The organism is Rhizobium bangladeshense (assembly GCF_001662075.1).
GTDB lineage: Bacteria > Pseudomonadota > Alphaproteobacteria > Rhizobiales > Rhizobiaceae > Rhizobium > Rhizobium bangladeshense_B.
The window spans coordinates 18,140-36,371 of record NZ_LYPL01000001.1; the positions used below are offsets into that span (position 1 = coordinate 18,140).

15 protein-coding genes and 1 tRNA gene are annotated in these 18,232 nt (G+C 60.6%); 7 read left to right on the plus strand and 9 right to left on the minus strand.

Features of this window, described 5'->3' with window-relative positions:
* Positions 1-169: 169 nt before the first annotated feature.
* Positions 170-1,126 carry a LysR substrate-binding domain-containing protein gene (locus A7X77_RS00095; protein WP_064681656.1) on the plus strand — a complete coding sequence of 319 codons (957 nt, stop codon included), beginning with the start codon at positions 170-172 and terminating at the stop codon, positions 1,124-1,126.
* A gap of 6 nt (positions 1,127-1,132) precedes the next feature.
* Here A7X77_RS00095 and A7X77_RS00100 read toward each other — a convergent pair whose 3' ends face one another.
* The 5 genes from A7X77_RS00100 to A7X77_RS00120 all read right to left on the minus strand — a co-directional run bounded on the left by A7X77_RS00100 (position 1,133) and on the right by A7X77_RS00120 (position 5,833).
* On the minus strand, positions 1,133-1,774 hold the full coding sequence (locus A7X77_RS00100) for a TetR family transcriptional regulator (RefSeq protein ID WP_064681657.1): 642 nt from the start codon (positions 1,772-1,774) through the stop codon (positions 1,133-1,135).
* Between the two features lie 311 nt (positions 1,775-2,085).
* Entirely contained in the window at positions 2,086-2,502 is a 417-nt protein-coding gene (locus A7X77_RS00105; protein WP_064681026.1) for an MAPEG family protein, read from the minus strand.
* An 86-nt stretch (positions 2,503-2,588) separates the two neighbouring features.
* Positions 2,589-3,143, minus strand: coding sequence for a hypothetical protein (locus tag A7X77_RS00110; RefSeq protein WP_064681027.1), 555 nt, complete (start codon positions 3,141-3,143; stop codon positions 2,589-2,591).
* Between the two features lie 2 nt (positions 3,144-3,145).
* On the minus strand, positions 3,146-4,630 hold the full coding sequence (gene guaB / locus A7X77_RS00115) for an IMP dehydrogenase (protein WP_064681028.1): 1,485 nt from the start codon (positions 4,628-4,630) through the stop codon (positions 3,146-3,148).
* Positions 4,631-4,840: 210 nt separating this feature from the next.
* Entirely contained in the window at positions 4,841-5,833 is a 993-nt protein-coding gene (locus A7X77_RS00120; protein WP_064681029.1) for an MBL fold metallo-hydrolase, read from the minus strand.
* Between the two features lie 241 nt (positions 5,834-6,074).
* Here A7X77_RS00120 and A7X77_RS00125 point away from each other — a divergent pair, with 241 nt between their 5' ends.
* A complete protein-coding gene (locus A7X77_RS00125) occupies positions 6,075-7,499 on the plus strand; it encodes a DHA2 family efflux MFS transporter permease subunit (protein WP_064681030.1) in 1,425 nt (474 codons plus the stop codon).
* Between the two features lie 5 nt (positions 7,500-7,504).
* Here A7X77_RS00125 and A7X77_RS00130 read toward each other — a convergent pair whose 3' ends face one another.
* The 3 genes from A7X77_RS00130 to A7X77_RS00140 are packed head-to-tail and all read right to left on the minus strand — an operon-like array spanning position 7,505 to position 10,203.
* Entirely contained in the window at positions 7,505-7,888 is a 384-nt protein-coding gene (locus A7X77_RS00130) for a VOC family protein (RefSeq protein ID WP_064681031.1), read from the minus strand.
* A 34-nt stretch (positions 7,889-7,922) separates the two neighbouring features.
* Positions 7,923-8,642 carry an RlmE family RNA methyltransferase gene (locus A7X77_RS00135; RefSeq protein WP_064681032.1) on the minus strand — a complete coding sequence of 240 codons (720 nt, stop codon included), beginning with the start codon at positions 8,640-8,642 and terminating at the stop codon, positions 7,923-7,925.
* A 10-nt stretch (positions 8,643-8,652) separates the two neighbouring features.
* A complete protein-coding gene (locus A7X77_RS00140) occupies positions 8,653-10,203 on the minus strand; it encodes a Ppx/GppA phosphatase family protein (protein ID WP_064681658.1) in 1,551 nt (516 codons plus the stop codon).
* 246 nt (positions 10,204-10,449) lie between these two features.
* Between A7X77_RS00140 and A7X77_RS00145 the strand changes: the two genes are divergently transcribed.
* A tRNA-Gln gene (locus tag A7X77_RS00145) sits at positions 10,450-10,523 on the plus strand.
* Positions 10,524-10,764: 241 nt separating this feature from the next.
* Here the strand turns inward: A7X77_RS00145 and A7X77_RS00150 are convergent.
* Positions 10,765-13,608 (minus strand): ATP-binding protein, encoded by a 2,844-nt coding sequence (locus A7X77_RS00150; protein ID WP_064681033.1) that lies wholly within the window; start codon positions 13,606-13,608, stop codon positions 10,765-10,767.
* Positions 13,609-14,070: 462 nt separating this feature from the next.
* Here A7X77_RS00150 and A7X77_RS00155 point away from each other — a divergent pair, with 462 nt between their 5' ends.
* From A7X77_RS00155 to A7X77_RS00170, 4 genes are all read left to right on the plus strand, one after another.
* Complete coding sequence (locus A7X77_RS00155) at positions 14,071-15,621, plus strand: ATP-binding protein (protein WP_064681034.1); 1,551 nt, start codon at positions 14,071-14,073, stop codon at positions 15,619-15,621.
* Positions 15,622-15,875: 254 nt separating this feature from the next.
* The gene (locus tag A7X77_RS00160; RefSeq protein ID WP_245293692.1) at positions 15,876-16,679 is read left to right on the plus strand and encodes an alpha/beta fold hydrolase; all 804 of its coding nucleotides are present in this window, start codon (positions 15,876-15,878) and stop codon (positions 16,677-16,679) included.
* A gap of 103 nt (positions 16,680-16,782) precedes the next feature.
* Complete coding sequence (locus A7X77_RS00165) at positions 16,783-17,583, plus strand: type 1 glutamine amidotransferase domain-containing protein (RefSeq protein ID WP_064681036.1); 801 nt, start codon at positions 16,783-16,785, stop codon at positions 17,581-17,583.
* Between the two features lie 115 nt (positions 17,584-17,698).
* Positions 17,699-17,998 carry a putative quinol monooxygenase gene (locus A7X77_RS00170; protein WP_064681037.1) on the plus strand — a complete coding sequence of 100 codons (300 nt, stop codon included), beginning with the start codon at positions 17,699-17,701 and terminating at the stop codon, positions 17,996-17,998.
* Positions 17,999-18,232 lie beyond the last annotated feature (234 nt).

Sequence of the window (18,232 nt, forward strand, 5' to 3'; positions counted from 1 at the left end):
CCCCTCCCACGAGGTCATGCGGGAAGGGATAAGGCTGAATTCTGCTTGGACAGGCAGGGTGTCTGTCCTTCACTTTGCTTGATTTGCATCCCGAAGATGCCAAAGACCTATTGATCAGTCCAACGAATGTTTCTAATGATTATCATCAGCTATCTTTATGGGTGACACCATGTCCGCGCCTCTTGATCTCGACCAGTTGCAGACTTTCATCGCCATCGTCGATTCCGGCAGCTTCACCAAGGCGGCTGACAAGGTCTACAAGACTCAATCAGCAGTCTCCATGCAGATGCGCCGCCTCGAGGAGCGCATCGGCAAGCAGCTCTTCATCAAGGACGGCCGCGGCAACCGGCTGACGGTCGAGGGCGAGAAGCTGCTCAATTACGCCCGGCGCATCATCCGCCTCAATAATGAAGCGATCGCCGCCTTTGACGACAATAGGCTGGAGGGGACGCTGCGCATCGGCACGCCTGACGACTATGCCGACCGCTACATGCCGGAGATCATCGGTCGCTTCGCCAAGACCCATCCGAACGTCGAGCTTTACATCGTCTGCGAGCCGTCGGTGGACCTTGCCGAGCGCATGCACAAGGGCGAGCTCGATATCGCACTTGTCACCCACAATCCGCGCGAGCGCATGTCCGATGTCGTCAGAACCGAACCGCTCTGCTGGGTAGGCTCGGCCAATCACCCCATTCGCGACGACGCGCCCGTGCCGCTTGCCGTCGGCCGGCGCGATTGCCAGTGGCGTCAGCTCGCCTGCTCGGCGCTCGATGCGGTGGGACGCGAGCACCAGATCCTGTTCACCAGCTGGTCCTGCACCGTTGTCGCCGCGGCCGTGCTTGCCGGCATGGCTGTCTCGGTGATGCCGGAATCGGCGCTGCGGACCGGCATGAAAGTGTTGAGCCAGGCGGACGGCTTTCCCGCTCTGCCGCCGGTGCAGATCGGCATCATGAAGCGGCCCGGCGTCTCGGTCTCGCTGATGAATGCGATCACCGCGCATATCACCGCCTGCCTCGACAACATCACGCCGGCAGTCATCGACGACGGTCTGGATGCGGACGTCAAATCCGCGCAGGCGCGCCTTTATCCGCGGCTGAAGGCGGCCAATATGGTGCCGAGCTGGTAGAGGTTCTCAGGCGGCGCGCGGCGCGGCCTCGGTGAAAAGGGAGGCGCGGATGACGCGTTTCCACTCGCCGAGCATGCGCCGCGCTATGGTCTCTTCGCTGATGGCGGCAAGCCGGATGACGGCGCCGATCAGATGGCTGAAAAGGTAAGTGCGGGCGAACATTTCCTCGTCGCAGAGATCCGGAGCCAGCCTGCGCACGGCGTCATGAAAAATGCCGGCGACGCGGCCGCTATGCTCTATATTCAGCCGCAGCAGATCCTGATCGGTCTCCGTCCCCATCCAGACGCCGAGATAAACGGGATCGTTATGGTAGGAATCATAGTACCAATCGATGATATCGCAGACGAGATCGAGCGCCTGGTCGAGCGACTGCACGTCGGAGAACATCGCCGCCGTCTTCGTCTGGATGGCTGAAGCGTGCTGATCGAACAGGGCTTTGACGATCGCCGCTTTCTCCGGGAAATACTGGTAAACCGAGCCGATCGGCACTTTGGCGGCGATCGCGAGCTCGGTCATCCGCATGGCGCTGACGCCCTTTTCGGCGATGATCCTGGCAGCGGCGGCGAGAATAAGGTCCAGCCTCTGAATGCTACGCTCCTGCTTCGGCTTCCTTCGCAAGCCGATGCGATCCATGCTTTCCGCGCCCATGTCGTTCCCATTCTTATTGTTGCGCGCAGAGGCTTCTGCCACCAGCGCGTCGAGCGGATATGACATGCAGGTCTTCATCAGGCGTAAACGGAAAAGCTCGCATTTTAACGACCGGCAAACGCGTATGAAAATCGGGAGCTCAGCAGTTCCTACCGGTTGCGCCAGGCAAGAGAATCCTTGAAATAGTTGCGAAATTCTCTTCGACGGGAAAAGGCTGATGTCGCGACTCTTTGTTGAGAGGAATGGCCGTCCAGAAGTTTTAGAACTTCACAGAGAGCGTCGCCTTAGCCCCATGCTGCTGTCGCCGCGCGTTATCCCATCGCCATCCACCCGGCCAGCCACACCCACATGGCGGCGAGCACGAGGTAACCGGCGGCAAAGATCGGGCTGCGGTAGCGCAGATCATTGCTGGTGACGTGGATGGCGGCATGGGCGTAACGCAGGCCGACGAAGACCCAGGCGAGCGCGACGGCTACAAGATTGTCGGCCTCGGTGACATATAGAAGAATGCTGCAGGCATAGAAGAGCACAGGCAGTTCGAACTGGTTGGCGAGACAATTCTTAACGGCGAGACTTTCGGCCGGCTCGTCACGATTTTCACGATAATCCGATTTCGCGATCCTGCCGGCGCGGACCATTTTTGCGCGCCGCTGCCCAAGAAGCGCATAAAGACCATAGACCAGGGCCACATGGGCAAGCAGTGGCCAGAAGATTTGATAGCCGGTCATATGGACCCTCAACTCCTTTCCGTTTCCGCAGTCGTTGAGAGGAGTAGCCGAAAGGAGAGCAGGATGCCAGCGGCTGAGGCCGCGTCTCAGTCCTGGCGCGGCGTCAGCCAGCGGAGGCTGGCAAGCCGGGCGAGGAGGATGAAGCAGATGGCGAGGCTTGCGAATTTCAGCCGCGTCATCCACGGCAGCAGATGCGCCGCGAGACCTGCGGATCCGCCATCGGCGAAGGCGATCAGGCTTAAGATATTCTCGCCGTAGTCGGCGATGCCGTAGAGCAACGGCAGCAGATAGAGCGCGCGGCCGACGAGTGGATGCAGCGATCGTCCGAACCAGGCGCCGACAGGGCCGAGCCTGAGGAAGGAGAGAAACAAGAGCGCCGTCAGCAATGCCGGAAAGATCAGTTCCGGGCCAAAATACATGGCGCTGAGCAGCCTTGCTGCCGTCTCGTTGCCATCGAGCAGCATCTGCATGTGGAAGACGGCGGATTCGTCGTAACCGGCGAAATAGGTGTCGAGCACCGCCTGGCCGGTTTCATGCTTGAAGGGAACGACGAAGCCGAAGGTCGTCCAGGCAAGCACGGCAAGGCAGAGAGCGGCGAGCAGCGCGATGATCCAGAGCGAAATCCTGCTGCCCGCCTTCATGGTCAGAGACCGGCGCCCGGATAGTTCGGGCTTTCCCGGGTGATCGTCACGTCATGCGCATGGCTTTCGCGAAGACCGGCGCCGGAGATGCGCACGAAGGTCGCTCGCTCCTGGAAATCCTTGATATCCTTGCCGCCGACATAACCCATGGCCGCCTTGAGACCGCCGGCGAGCTGGTGGACGACGGCCGAGACGGGTCCCTTATAGGGAACCTGGCCCTCAATGCCTTCAGGCACGAGTTTCAGCGTGTCGCGAACCTCCGCCTGGAAATAGCGGTCGGCCGAGCCGCGGGCCATGGCGCCGACGGAGCCCATGCCGCGATAGGCCTTGAAGGAGCGGCCCTGGTAGAGATAGACCTCGCCCGGGCTCTCATCGGTGCCGGCAAGCAGCGAGCCGATCATGACGGCGGAAGCGCCGGCGGCGATTGCCTTGGCAAGATCGCCGGAAAATTTGATGCCGCCATCGGCGATGACGGGCACATCCTGATCCTGGGCTGCCTGCACAGCCGACATGATGGCGGCGAGCTGCGGAACGCCGACGCCGGCGACGATGCGCGTCGTGCAGATCGAGCCCGGGCCGATACCGACCTTGACGGCGTCTGCGCCCGCATCGATCAGTGCCCTGGTGCCGTCATAGGTGGCGACGTTGCCGGCCATGATCCTGACCGAGTTGGACAGCTTCTTGACACGGGTGACGGCATCCAGCACGCGTTGCGAGTGGCCGTGGGCGGTATCGACGACCAAGAGGTCGACGCCGGCCTCGATCAGCCGCTCTGCCCGCTCGAAGCCATCATCGCCGACGCTGATGGCGGCGGCGGCGCGAAGTCTGCCTTGGGCGTCTTTGGAGGCGTTCGGGTTCAGCTGCGACTTCTCGATATCCTTGACGGTGATCAGACCGACGCAGCGGCCTTCGGTGTCGACGACCAGCAGCTTCTCGATGCGATGCGAATGCAGGAGCCGCTTGGCCTCCTGCTGATCGACGTTTTCCTTGACGGTGACCAGATTGTCCTTGGTCATCAGCTCGTGGATCTTCTGCTCCGGATCGGAGGCGAAGCGAACGTCGCGATTGGTCAGGATGCCGACAAGGCGGCCGGACTTCTCGACGACCGGGATGCCGGAGATGCCGTGCGACTTCATCAGGCCGAGCGCCTCGGCAAGCTTCGCATCCGGCCCGATGGTGACCGGATTGACGACCATGCCGCTTTCGAACTTCTTCACCTGACGGACTTCTTCGGCCTGCTCGACCGGCGTCAGGTTGCGGTGGATGACGCCGAGGCCGCCGGCCTGCGCCATCGCGATCGCCAGCCGGCTTTCGGTGACGGTATCCATGGCCGACGAGAGGATCGGGATGTTAAGGTCGAAGTCGCGGGCGATGCGGGTCGCGATGTTCGTCTGGCCGGGCATGACCTCGGAATGGCCGGGCTGCAGCAGCACGTCGTCGAAGGTGAGCGCGTCCGCGCCGGTTGCCGTTTCTATGATGCGGGCCATGGCCAAATTCCTTCAGTTAAGAAAAATGCAACCCGTCCCGGAAACGAATCGTCCGCCCCGGCGGTGTGCATGAGTTGCTTGGAAGTTGGCGAGGGCTGGTAACACGTCTATGACAGGAAGGAAATAGCAAAAAGCCCGGTGTGCTCGCCGGGCTCGTCATGGGTGCCATGCACGAAGAGCAATTCCCGCAAAAAACGGAACCGATTGCGATCAGATATCGAACTGATAGGTCTTCGGCACGAAGCGGTAGCCGCCATCCTGCCGCTCGGCGAAACCGACCGCCGGGAACGGCATGTGATAGCCGAGGAAGGCGATCTTCTCGGCCGCGATCATGTCGAAAACCTTGCGGCGGGCGGCGGCCGCCTGCGCCTTGTCCATATCGAAGCGCACCTCCCAATCCGGCCGCAGCAGCGACAGGATGTAGTGGTTGGCCGTATCGCCGGTCAATACCAGGCGCTTTCCCTCCGATTCAACGTGGAACACCATGTGCCCAGGGCTGTGGCCGGCTGCCAGCATCGCGGTCATGCCCGGGGCGACGCTGGCCCCGTCCCTAATGAAGGTGGATTTTTCGGCAAGCGGCGTCACATTGGCGAGCACCGCCTTGTGGCCACCCTCGGCCGGTGTGCCCTCGCGCGCGGTGTTCGACCAGAAATCATATTCGGCCTCACCGATGACATAGCGGGCATTCTTGAAGGCGGGCGCGCCGTCTTCCATCAGCCCGCCGATGTGGTCGCCGTGCAGATGGGTCAGAGCCACCAGGGTCACGTCCTCGGGCGAATATCCCGCCACCTTCAGGCCGTCGGCGAGCTTTCCGAGCCCGCGGGCGCGACCGCCCGCGCCAAAGCCGGTGTCGACGAGAATGAGATCGGAACCGGTGTCGATAAGAACAGGCGCATAGCCGTTCAGGAGCTTGTCGGCCGGCAGGAAGTTGGCGATCAGCAACGCCTGGACGGTTTCGGGATCCTGATTGGTGCCGTAGGTCTCATAAGGTTTTTCGGAGATATTGATCCCGTCCCTGACGACGGTGAACTTATAGGAACCGAGCTTGAACTGATTGATTTCGGGTAAAGGCGCTATATCCATACGTCTGCTTGCTCCAGTGGCGGCCGCTTCGGCCTTCTCTCTCAAAATTGCCGGCGCCGCCAGCAGGCCGAGACTTGCGGCAAAAAGTGTGCGCCGTGTCATTCGCGTTGAAATTGCCATATATCCATCCCCCATGACGCGTGCTTTGTCGCTGCGCGGCCGATGCTACCCGCGGGATTTCTTGCCCCGGCCAGTAAAACATATGTCAATCTTGGTAACGGACCTTGTCGGACAAGCCGTCTCACGCAGACGTGAAGCAAACATCGCATCGAGCCTGATTTGAGCATTGGCAGCTCCCGGAACTCGGACTAAACAGCACGGGCCTTCCAGCTTCCATCCGCGCCCATCAAGGCTCCCGCCTATGAACCGCATCGTCCCACTGATCCTCGCCGTCGCTCTCTTCATGGAACAGATGGACTCCACCGTGATCTCGACGGCGCTGCCGGCGATCGCCGCAGACCTCCATGTCGGGCCGATCACGCTGAAGCTGGCGCTGACCTCCTACATGGTGGCGCTTGCGGTGTTCATTCCGGTCAGCGGCTGGATGGCCGACAGGTTCGGCGCCAAGAAAATCTTTCGCCTAGCCATCTCCGTCTTCGTCATCGGCTCGATCTTCTGCGCCATCTCCTCCAACCTCGTCGAATTCGTCTTTGCCCGCTTCCTGCAGGGCATGGGCGGCGCGATGATGACGCCGATCGGCCGTCTCGTGCTGGTGCGCACGACGCAGCGAAGCGATCTGGTCTCGGCCATGGCGTTGCTCACCATCCCGGCCCTTGTCGGCCCGCTCACCGGCCCGCCGCTCGGCGGCTTCATCACCACCTATTTCAGCTGGCACTGGATCTTCCTGATCAACGTGCCGGTCGGCATCGTCGGCATCTGGCTGGCGACGATCTTCCTGCCGGAGGTGGAGGCGACAGCGCCGCCGAAGCTCGATTTCATCGGTTTCGTGCTGACCTCGCTTTCGGCCGCGGGCGTCGTCTTCGGCCTGTCGGTGGTGAGCCTGCCGGCCCTGCCGCCGATCATCGGCGTCGCCGCCACCGGCATCGGCCTCCTGTGCGGCTTCGTCTATGTCAGACATGCGAAGCGCCACCCGGCGCCGATCCTCAACCTCGGCCTGTTCAAGAACCCGACATTCCGGGTTTCGACCACGGGGGGCAACCTCTTTCGCATCTGCGTCGGCGCCATGCCGTTCCTGACGCCGCTGATGCTGCAGCTCGGTTTCGGGCTGACGCCGTTCCAATCCGGCCTTATCACCTTTGCCGGCGCGATCGGCGCGATCACCACCAAATTCATGGCAAAGCGCGTCTTCGCAGCCATAGGTTTCCGCACGACGCTGCTCGGCGCCGCCATGGTGACGACTGTCGTCACCGTCATTACCGGCCTGTTCACACCGGCAACGCCGCATCTCGTCATCATCGGCGTGCTGCTCATCGGCGGCTTCTCCCGCTCCTTCATGTTCACCGGCGTCAATGCGCTGGCCTTTGCCGACATCGATGATGCGCAAGCCAGCCAGGCGACCTCGATGAGCTCTGTGATGCAGCAGATCAGCCTGGCGCTCGGCGTCGCGGTCGCGGCCGCGATCCTGGAAAGTTCGATCTATATCAGGGGCGAGGCGCTGCAGGTCGCCGATTTCCACCTTGCCTTCTACATCATCGCCGGACTGACGGTGATTGCGACCATTCCCTTCATCAGGATGGACCGCAACGCCGGCGCGCTCGTTTCCGGCCACCGCTCAAGGCGGGTGGCGGCATCGGCAATCGAGGCCGAACAGCAAGCGGTGAAATAAGCTTTCTATTCAGGGCTTTCGCAGACGGCAGAGAGCTTGTTGCCGTCGAGATCTCTAATATAGGCGGCATAAAAATGGGCATGGTAGGGGCGCAGACCCGGCCCGCCTTCATCGGCAGCACCTGCCGCGATCGCCGCCGCATGAAAGGCATCGACGGCCGCTCTCGTTTCGGCCGTGAACGCGACCATGGCGCCATTGCCCGCAGTCGCCCGGCGGCGATTGAAGGGCGTTACCACCCAGAAGCGGCAGCGCGTGTCGCCCACGGCGGAATAGCCGATCTCCTCCTGCGAATAATGCTGGCGGCGATAGCCGAGCACGGGCAGAACGGCATCGTAAAAATGCCCTGCGCGGTCAAGGTCGTTGGTTCCGAGCGTGACGTAAAGAAGCATGGGATCATCATCATCGGCCGGGAACGACCCGAGATCAAGCTTGCTCTGCGTCAGCTTCCGCCTTGCGGCCTTTGAAGCCCTTGGCGAGCAGGAACATCTCGACCGATTCGGCGCGCGACGAGTTGGGCTTGACGTGGACGACCTGACGGAAGTTCTGCTTCAGCATGGCGAGCAGATCACGCTCAGTGCCGCCCTGGAAGGTCTTGGTCAGGAAATGCCCGCCCTCCCCTAGGACCTCGACGGCGAAATGGGCCGCGACTTCGCACAGATGCATGGTGCGCAGGTGGTCGGTGCGGTGGTGGCCGGTGGTCGGCGCCGCCATATCGGAGATGACGAGATCGGGCGTGCCGCCGACGGCCTCCATCAGTTTTTCCGGCGCACTCGGATCAAGGAAATCGAGTTGCAGGATCTTGACGCCGGGAAGCTGGGCCATTTCCAGGAAATCAATCGCGGCCACGCGGACATCCTCATCGGTCGAGCCGGTGACCTTGGCGGCGATCTGCGACCAGCTGCCAGGTGCCGCACCCAGATCGATGATCCGCCTGGCGCCGCGCAGGATGTGGTATTTCTCGTCGATCTCCAACAGCTTGAAGGCGGCGCGGGCGCGGTAGCCCTCGAGCTGGGCGCGCTGCACATAGGGATCGTTGATGTGGCGCTGCAGCCACTGGCGGGAGGAGGCCTTCATCTTCTTGTTCTTGACGCGCTGGCCGAGCTTGCGGCCGGTGCGATTTCCCGCGATCGGTGCCTTGGTCATGCCCTTCCTCTCATTTCGCGCGCTGGCCGCGGCGATTGCGATTGCGCCGCCACACGCCGTCATCGGCCATCATGTCGGTGAGCAGGCCTTCCCTCAAGCCGCGATCGGCAACGCGCATACGCGGGCTCGGCCAGCGGCGGCGGATCGCCTCGAGGATGGCGCAGCCTGCGAGCACAAGATCGGCCCGGTCCGGTCCGATGCAGGGATTGGCCGCGCGGCTATCAAAATCCCAGGAGAGAAGTTTTGCCTGCATGGCGGAGACCTCGTCGTCCGACAGCCAGATGCCATCGACCTTGCGCCGGTCATAACGCGGCAGGTCGAGATGGACGCCGGCAAGCGTCGTCACCGTGCCCGACGTGCCGATCAGGTGGAAATCTCCGGTCTGGACAATTTCGATCTCCGGGCAATCGAAGCGCCCGAGCATGCCTTCGACCTCGCGCACCATGCCTTCGAAAAGCTCCGGCGTGACATTACGTCCGCCGTGACGCTCCGACAGCGTCACGACGCCGACCGGCAGGGACGTCCAATGGGTGATGTGATTGGCAAGCCGGCTGAAGCGATTGTCGCCGATGCGGATGACGGCGATCTCCGACGAACCGCCGCCGATATCGAAGAGCACGACGGAGCGTGTCTCGCGGCCGACGAGCGAAGAGCAGCCGGAGACGGCAAGCCGCGCCTCGGTCTCCCGATCGATGATTTCAAGCTCGAGGCCGGTTTCGGCAACGACGCGACCGAGGAATTCCTCGCCGTTGACCGCCTGGCGGCAGGCTTCGGTGGCGATCAGCCGCATGCGGCGGATCTCCCGGTTCCTCAGCTTGGAGGCGCAGATCCTCAGCGCCTCGATCGCCCTTTCCATCGCCTCATCGGACAGACGGCCGCTCGCCGCAAGGCCTTCGCCGAGGCGGACGATGCGGGAAAAGGCATCGACGACGCGGAACTGGCCCGGACGGGTCGGCTGAGCAATGAGCAGACGGCAATTGTTCGTGCCGAGATCGAGAGCGGCATAAAGCTCTTCCGGCCAGGCATGCTCGCCGGCCTGGCGATCCCCCTGGTGCGCGTGGCTCCCCGAGCGGCCCTTGCGGCCGGCGCCGTTCTGCACCTCGCGCGGCACGGCGGCACGCGCCGTCTCCTCAGCCCGGTTTTCCTGCGGCTGGATATGGGAAGGCTTTGCCGATGTCAGCGGCCGCCCCTGCAGGCCACGCTTGCCGCGATGCTTGCGGCGGTTGCGCCGGCTCGACGGCGAATCGCCACCGTCCCGGGCGGCATTGGCTGCGACGCCCGTCTGTTCCATCGGCTGGGGTTGAAGCGAGCCCTCCTGCGAAGCGCCATGGCCGCCGCGACGGCGGCGCTTTCGCTTGCGGGCCGGATGTCCGGCGGCATCTTCCATTGGGCGCGCTGGCTGCCCGGCATTGCCGGAGAGCTCATGCGAAGCGGGATGAGCGGCGCTGCGGGATTGCCCGCCGCGCTTGCCCTTGCGGCGCCTGGACTTCTTGCCGTCCTTGCGCCCTGCCGCCGACGCCCCGTCAAATTGCGGCTTCACGCCGCCTTCGGGGTCTTCCACGTTGTTTTCCACCGCGCCGCGCAACTCCCTGAGGTATGCAGCAGGCGCTCATTCGATTTTTGCGTTGCCGCAAGAATATCAGCGCCCGCCAAAATCACCAAATTCTTTTTTGGCAGAGGGATTTGCGGAATAGTTTCAGCCCTGGCTGAGACGGCCAGATTTTTTTCAAAACAGGTATTTGCAATCGGCGGGCTTTTGTTTATAAGCGCCGCACACCAGCCGAACCGCCCGCCGGTTCGCCTTTGCTGGGGAATAGTTCAATGGTAGAACAGCGGACTCTGACTCCGTCGATCTTGGTTCGAATCCAGGTTCCCCAGCCAATTCTCCCCAAATAATCCCTTCATTCCTTGATTTTCCAGTCGTGCCGGATATCGTTTCGGCATCATTGGCGACCCGATGCCCAGAACTGTTCAGCCTGTTCGATTCATCAAGCGTGTCGCCGCCGGCGTGGGCGAGGGATCAGTCGTGGTTCACTCGATCCACGGCTGGCTGGCGAGCAATCCGGTGAGCCGCAAAACCGCGGGCCAATCGGTGGCGTTTGAGGATGCGTCTGGCAACTCGCTATTGGCGTCCAAGATCCTGCAGCTCCGTCAGAAGATCGCGGGCTCTTTGCAAGTCCGGAGTACCGAACCCATCAATGAACTGGCCATACACTGGCTCGAGAACGCTCTTGGCCTCATCGATCTGCAATCGGTCTCTAAGCAGAGCAGCAAGATCAGTTGCGCAGCGAATTCGCCATGCCCATGCTCCATTTTCCTCCGCCACTATCAAAGATCCTCGCAAGGTGGAAAGCGCTTCTTCATCACGGCCGACCGATCGTTCTTTGACAGCCCTAAGACGTAGCAGCTCGGGGACCATCGAACGTTGCGGTCCCACTTCGAACAAATAGTCGAGAATCCGTACGCCTTCATCCATGTGCCCGTTCGCATAGAGGGCTCTTATCAAAAGCGCATAATAAACATGACGTCCGATCTGCTTAAGACCCGTGCGGAGCTCATCAAAAGCTGACATCAGTCCATCCGGGTCCTTTCGAACGCCTGAAAGCGCATCAAGCGCTTCAATGTAGCAGCCTGCGACCGGAATCCATGCCGGCATCCCGTGACGATAGATCGTATCCTTTAGTAGCGCGGCATATTCCCTGGCTAGAGCATGCTCTTGACATTCGCACAGAATGAAAAGCACCCCGTGAGCGTAGCAATAAAGCAGCGTCCATCCATGCCGGGCTTCCAAAGCCTCCCTCGCTGCAGCTTGGATTCTATTCAAACCAGTTCCAGGCCTGCGCGATCCGAGCCAATAGAGTGCGGCCAATATGGTATCAGTCCTGATCTTTGGATCGAGGTCGAAGCGAGAAATCGCGCCATCGGTGGTATTTTGCAACTCCTGACGCAGTTTCTCCATCCGTGCAATCGCCGGCCCGTACTCGCAACGTATGATTTCCCATTCCGTACAAAGATGCTCATGCTCCCACTGCGCCGCACGATTATTGGAGCGTATGGCGAGCCGCTTCAATTCTCTGAGAGTCTTCCCGGCCTCGTTCTGGTGGCCAGGCAGGATCCGATATCTCGCCAGGGCGCCCAAGGCTTGGCACTCGGCCTGACTATCGCCGATCTGACGTGATAGCTGAATCGCTGTTTCAAAGATCTTGATAGCCTTCTCCGCATCGGCTGATATGTAGCTGCTCACTGCGGCGAGCCCGACCACCAGCTTGAGCTTCAGGGCTGCGTCTCTGCAATCAGTCCGATCGAACTCGACGAGCGCCTGTTCGCAGTTCCTGCGGGCCTCTTCGCTCAACGACAACTCATGCCACAGTGGCAATCCCGATGCCACCAACTGCATGCCAAGCAGCGGATCGGCGCGAAGAAAGAGTGCCCAACCGATGGCCCTGCGCAAATCGTCCGCACGACTGGCGTAGGCGATATGCCACTGCCGCGTCGGAAGTCTTGCCTGGTCGGCGTTCGCACGAGCGAAGATGTCCAGCACAAGTCGGGCGTGAGCCTGAGACACGGCGGTCAGTTCCCCCGCGGCTTCCAGCAGATTGCCTGCGAATGCTCGAGTACTGTCGAGAAGCCGATATCGCATCCCACCTGACATCTGTTCGACGCTCAGCATCGACTTGGCGCGCAGGCCGGCAATGGCATCAAAGACGACCGTTGGATCCAAACCATGGTGGACAACGATGCTGACAACCTCATCCATATCGAACGTGCCCATGAAGATCGAGATGGCACGCAACACGGCTGCCTCGCTCTCCGTAAGGAGTGCGTAGCTCCACTGCATCGTCGCAAGCAGAGTCTGTTGACGAAGCGGTCCCTCCTGGTCATGTCCGACTAGTGAGGCGAAACGATCGTCAAGTTCTTTGAGGACACCAGCAGCATTTCGGCTTCCGAGCCGGGGTGAGATCAGTTCTATGGCAAGAGGCGATCCATCGAGCCGTCTGCAGATCTCGGCAACCGCAGACGCATCTCCATCCTCCATCTTGTATTCCCCTTTCTCGGACGCTCGTTCGACGAGAAGTTGTGGCGCGGAATAACGGAGGGCCTGTTCGGCCGTATAAATATGGTCCGGCGGCGGAACTTCCAGAGGAGCAAGCCAGATAACCTCTTCTCGCTTCGCGCGGAGAGCCTGGCGGCTCGTCGCCAGAATCCTAACATCACTTGTGTTTGCGACGATGACGTCGCAGAGATGGGCAACGGCATTGAGCACGTGCTCGCACGTGTCCAGCAGAAGCAAGGCCTTCCTTCGAGCGAGGATGGATGAGATCGCGTCGAGGCGATCCTGGCTACCTGAACTGATGCCGAGCGCAGCCGCAACTGACGGGATGACGAATTCCTCGCCGGCCACTCGGGAGAAATCTATGAAGGTGATGAGATCTCCCTCTTCGTCTTCGAGCAGTTGCACCGTGGCGACTGCAACCGTTGTCTTGCCGATGCCCCCGGGACCAACGATCGTCGTCAGCCGGTTGGCGGCAATCCTAGCCCGCAACTCAGCGATTTCGGCATCCCGTCCGATAACCGTGGCCAATTCGGGAAATCGGGTATTTGCCACAGCGGGCAGATCCGCAAGTTTTGGGATATCTCCGGCAGTGACCTGGTCGGTCAGCCGGTAGCCGCGACCTACGAACGTCCTGATATAGTCCTCTGTAGGAGAGTATTCTCTGAGTGCCCGCCTAAGCGAAGCGATTGTCACTTTCAGATTGGCTTCGTGGACAAAGATCCCGGGCCACGCGGCGTTGTACAACTCCTCCTTATATACCAACTCGCCCTTCTTCCGGGCCAAGGTCACGAGCATCTCCATTGCCCGACCGCCAAGCTGAACCTCTTCGGCACCGCAAAGCAAACGGCGATGCTCCCCGTGAAGGCGAAAGGGACCAAATGCCACCACATCATCCGGTTCCGTCGGTACCATGTGTTCCTCTCAGCGTGCTGATGATCGGCCCGACCCAAGAACGATATCGTTACTATCGCGCGGGTGGACGCGGCAATTTCCAGGTCACTTCAAGCGAACGCGCGCGGGAGGGCCTGCCCACGGCCGTGGCACTGTCGGACGAACTTACCCCAGTTGCCTCACAGGCTGCGCGCCCGCAGCCCACTGAACAGTTTTCCGCTATGGAACACCTGATGCTTGGATTTTCGAATCAATAAACAACCTCGCCGAAGAGGTCTGCTCGTCAGTGCCTCGGCCGCGCATTACTCATCAAGGCCTGTGTAGTCTCGGACGTCCGCACAAAGCTTCTGCCGTGGCAAACCATCCCACGCCATTATTTACCGGAATTTACCCCCATTTGGGAGAGAGCTCTTATAGTATTGAGATTGTATACATGCAGATTGCATTGCTCTCACGGGGGCAAAACCGTTAAGGGAAACCGAAATGGGATCTCGCGCCAGGAACGGTTATTTCGGATTCGGGCCATATCGCTTGAACCCGGCTGCAAGGGTTCTCCTGCGAGGCGGCAATCTGCTGGCATTGGGTAGCCGCGCCTTCGACATTCTTGTCGCTCTCGTTCAAAATCATGGACAGGTCCTTTCCCATGGGGAACTTATGGCGTTCGCATGGCCAGGTCTTACTGTCGAAGCCTCGAACATAAGAGTGCAAATGACACATCTGAGGCGCGAAATCGGCTGTGGTGAAAACGGCAATCGCTATATCGTGAGCGTCGCCGGCCGCGGCTACAGCTTCGTCGCCCCCGTCATATGGGAAGAGGCGTCAGAGCCGGAGGACAGGTATGCGCCCTTGATCTGCGATCAGGCTTGCTACAAGGGATCTGACGGTGCACCGACACCCTCTTTTCCGCCTCGTTTGAGCCATCCTATCGGCCGCGACGAGAATATTTCCAAACTTTCTCAGATGGTCGCAGAACGCCGCTTCGTGAGCATCGTGGGTGCGGGAGGGGTCGGTAAGACTACTCTAGCCATCTTGGTGGCGCACGCCCTCCCCGTGTTCGAAACCGCTTATTTTGTCGATCTTGGCACCATCGATGATGAAGCGGCGGTATTGGGAGCCGTAACCTCGGCTCTGGAGTTTCCCCTTTCGGAAAGCGAGACCATTGGTGACCTCATTGGCCGGTTGTCGCCGCGACGTATCCTCGTGATCCTTGATAATTGCGAACATGTTATTGACGCCGCGGCCGACATCGTGGGTTCGCTGCTCAGACGGACTGCGAATGCGCATGTTCTCGCTACGAGCCGAGAGGCGTTGCGCCTACCAGGCGAGGCAATATACCTTCTCCGACCGCTCGGTGTTCCTCCACACACAGAAGGTTTGACTGCCGCTCAGGCGCTACTTTGGCCTGCGATCCAGCTTTTCGTGGAATGTGCGGTCGATAGCGGCTATCTGGGGCCGGTGGGCGACGAGGAAGCAGCGACAATAGCGGCTCTCTGCAGGAGATTGGACGGCAATCCGCTGGCAATCGAACTCGTGGCGAGTCGTGTGGGGCCTTACGGCCTCGATCGGGTCGCGGAACTGTTGGATAACCAGCTCGCCTTGCGGTGGAAAGGGAGCCGATACGCCAACCCCCGCCACCAAACCGCGGAAGCGATGATGGATTGGAGTTACGCTCTTCTGTCCGACATGGATCAACGCGTATTCAGGCGACTGTCGGTATTCCCGGGCGAGTTCTCGCCTGATGCTGCCCTCACAATGATGGAAGACAACGGCTTCGAGCCGGCGGATATCATCAAATCGATCGGCAATCTTATCGACAAATCCCTCCTTTCACTTCACCCGGGAACAGGACCTGCGCACCTTGAGCTGCCGGGCATCGCTAAAGCCTATGCGGCGTTCAAGCTCCTTGCCTGCGGGGAACGCGCACCAATCGAACAACGCCAGTCTTCGTACCATGCGCAAGCGCCTCAACAGGGCCGCGCAAGCATGGCTGTCTCTTCGCATGGCGGACGAGCGATGCAGCTCCACGCGTTTTGAGCTTGCTTGCAATCGGAGATGGTGAAGCAACCAGCGTTGCCCGATCCCGCCGAAATTGATCTGCTATCGCTTGGCGAATGATCCTCGCCCGAAAACCTTCCCATGCAATGGTCTGGCCCGAGCCGCAGCGCGATGGCCTACCGCCAGTCCTGGTTTCTCATTGGCGAACCTGCCGAAGGGAATGATGCGGTTTTGCGACCGTGGCAAAATCGCAGGATTTAACCACAATTAATATGCCTCCAGGGCCGGCTTGGATGATCATTCCCAATGTCGTCATCGAGATCAATGATCGGAGAAGTCACATGTCCCGAAACCTTGGACTTATCTTCAGCGCCTTGGTTGCGTTCGCAAGCACATCTCCCGCGGCGGTCGCTGCGGATCTCAAAGCCAAGACCGTTGTCCTTGTTCACGGCGCTTTCGCCGACGGATCGTCCTGGCAGAAAGTGATCCCTCTTCTGGAAAAGGCCGGATTGAAAGTTGTCGCCGTCCAAAATCCGTTGGAGTCCCTGGAGAGCGACGTGGCCTTCACCAAGCGCGCGATCCGCGATGCCGAAGAACCCATCGTACTCGTCGGTCATTCGTGGGGCGGCGTAGTCATCACGGAAGCAGGTGATGACCAGAAGGTGAAATCCCTGGTCTACGTAGCTGCCTACGCGCCGGATGCCGGTCAATCGCTGGTCGATATCGCCTCCAAGTATCCTGACCAGGAAAGCCGAAAGACATTCGTCAAGGACGAGGATGGATATCTCAAGATAAGCGACGAGGGTATTTCCACTTACTTCGCGGCTGGCCTGTCTCCGGACGAGCAGAGGCTCGTTGCGGTCGTGCAGGGACGGTTCCATGTGCGCGCCACCACCACGCCCGTCAGCCATGCCGCCTGGCGTGATAAACCGTCTTTCATGGTCGTGGCGACTGAGGACCAGATCATCGCTCCGCAGATGCAAAGGGATCAGGTGAAATCTGCAAAAGCGGAGATGATCGAAGTACCGTCCGGCCACGTGGCGATGCTCTCCCATCCCGACGAGGTAGCCGATCTCATTGTGAAGGCGGCCCGCTAGAATACCCGCCGTAGGAGAATCAATCGGCGTGCGGGGCAAGAACACCTCTTTCGCTGAGCCACTGAACCCCACCGATTTAACAACATCAAACGAGGAGAGTTCCATGAGCAAGGGCACAGTTCTTGTCGTTGGGTCGAATGCCACCCGGATTGAAATTCAGGGCGGTGGAACTGGCCCAACCGGCCAATATCTAAACGAAACCGTGGTGCCGGCCATGGCTCTTGTTGCCGCCGGATACGAAGTCGTGTTGGCAACGCCCGACGGCACCAAGCCGCACATCGATCCCGTGTCGGACGCGGCACAGCATTTTGACGGCGACGAAGCTGCTTACAAGCGCGGGCGCGCCTTCTTCGACGACCATCAGGCGATGAACGATGTCAGGACATTGAGATCAGTCATCGAAGACGGGATCGATGGTTATGCCGGCGTCTTCGTACCCGGCGGTCAGGCACCGGTCGTCGATCTTATGCAGGATGCCGATCTCGGCGAGATCCTCCGCCACTTTCATGCTCGCCGGAAGCCCACGGCCTTTCTCTGCCACGGGCCGATCGCCTCGCTGGCCGCCCTGCCGCACGCAAAGGAATATCGTGCTGCCCTGATTGCTGGCGATGTTTCCGAAGCGTCTGAACTCGCTAGGGGCTGGCAGTACGCCGGTTATAAGATGACGGTGTTCTCCGCCAGTGAGGAGAAGCCGATCGAAGAACAGATCCTTCACGGCAAGCTTTATTTCAACATGCCAGACGCATTGCGCATGGCGGGTGGCCACGTCACGACGAACCCGGTCGACTTCTCCCCCCATGTGATAGAGGACCGCGAGTTGATCACGGGCCAAAATCCGCGATCGGATCATCCCCTTGCCGCGAAACTCGTCGAGGCCCTCAACCGGGTGGCGGTTTCGGCATGATCTGATGGCACGCGGCATAGAAGGTGTGGCGTGCCTTCTATGCCGGAATCCCGACCCCGCAACATCTCGTCCGCCCAAGCGAGTTACCTCGTGCATTCCATCAGGAGCCTTCTGTATGACACAGTCGCCGACCAAGATCACCGCCATCCTGACAGCTCATCTCGGCAAGGCCGCCGAGTTACGGGCATTGCTTGTTGGCATGGCACCGCTTTGCCGGGCCGAACCCGGCAATCTGCGCTGGGATGTCTGGTGCGACCGGGCGCATGGCGAGCGATACGTGCTCGACGAACTCTATCTGGACGCCGCCGCCGTCGAGGTGCATCGCATGACATCCCATTATCAAGCCTATCTGGCCAAGATTCCTGAACTGGCAGAGAGAACGGTCTGGGTGCTGGAGGCGGTAGAGGTCGGATAGTTCTCAGCAACATGTTCAAAGCCGGGTAATCCCGGTTCCCCAGTCAAATCTCCTGATTGATAAGACAGCAGCCGTTGATGCGGATGCCTCATCATCGGTTTGTCAAAGCAGCTGAATGATTGGCGTGAGGCAGGGCGTAACCGCGTGCTTCGATCAACAGCGCCGCTTACGGCGAGACACCAGACCAGCGCCGCGCCATGCTGACGGCACGCTGATCGCCGCGCCGACGGCTCG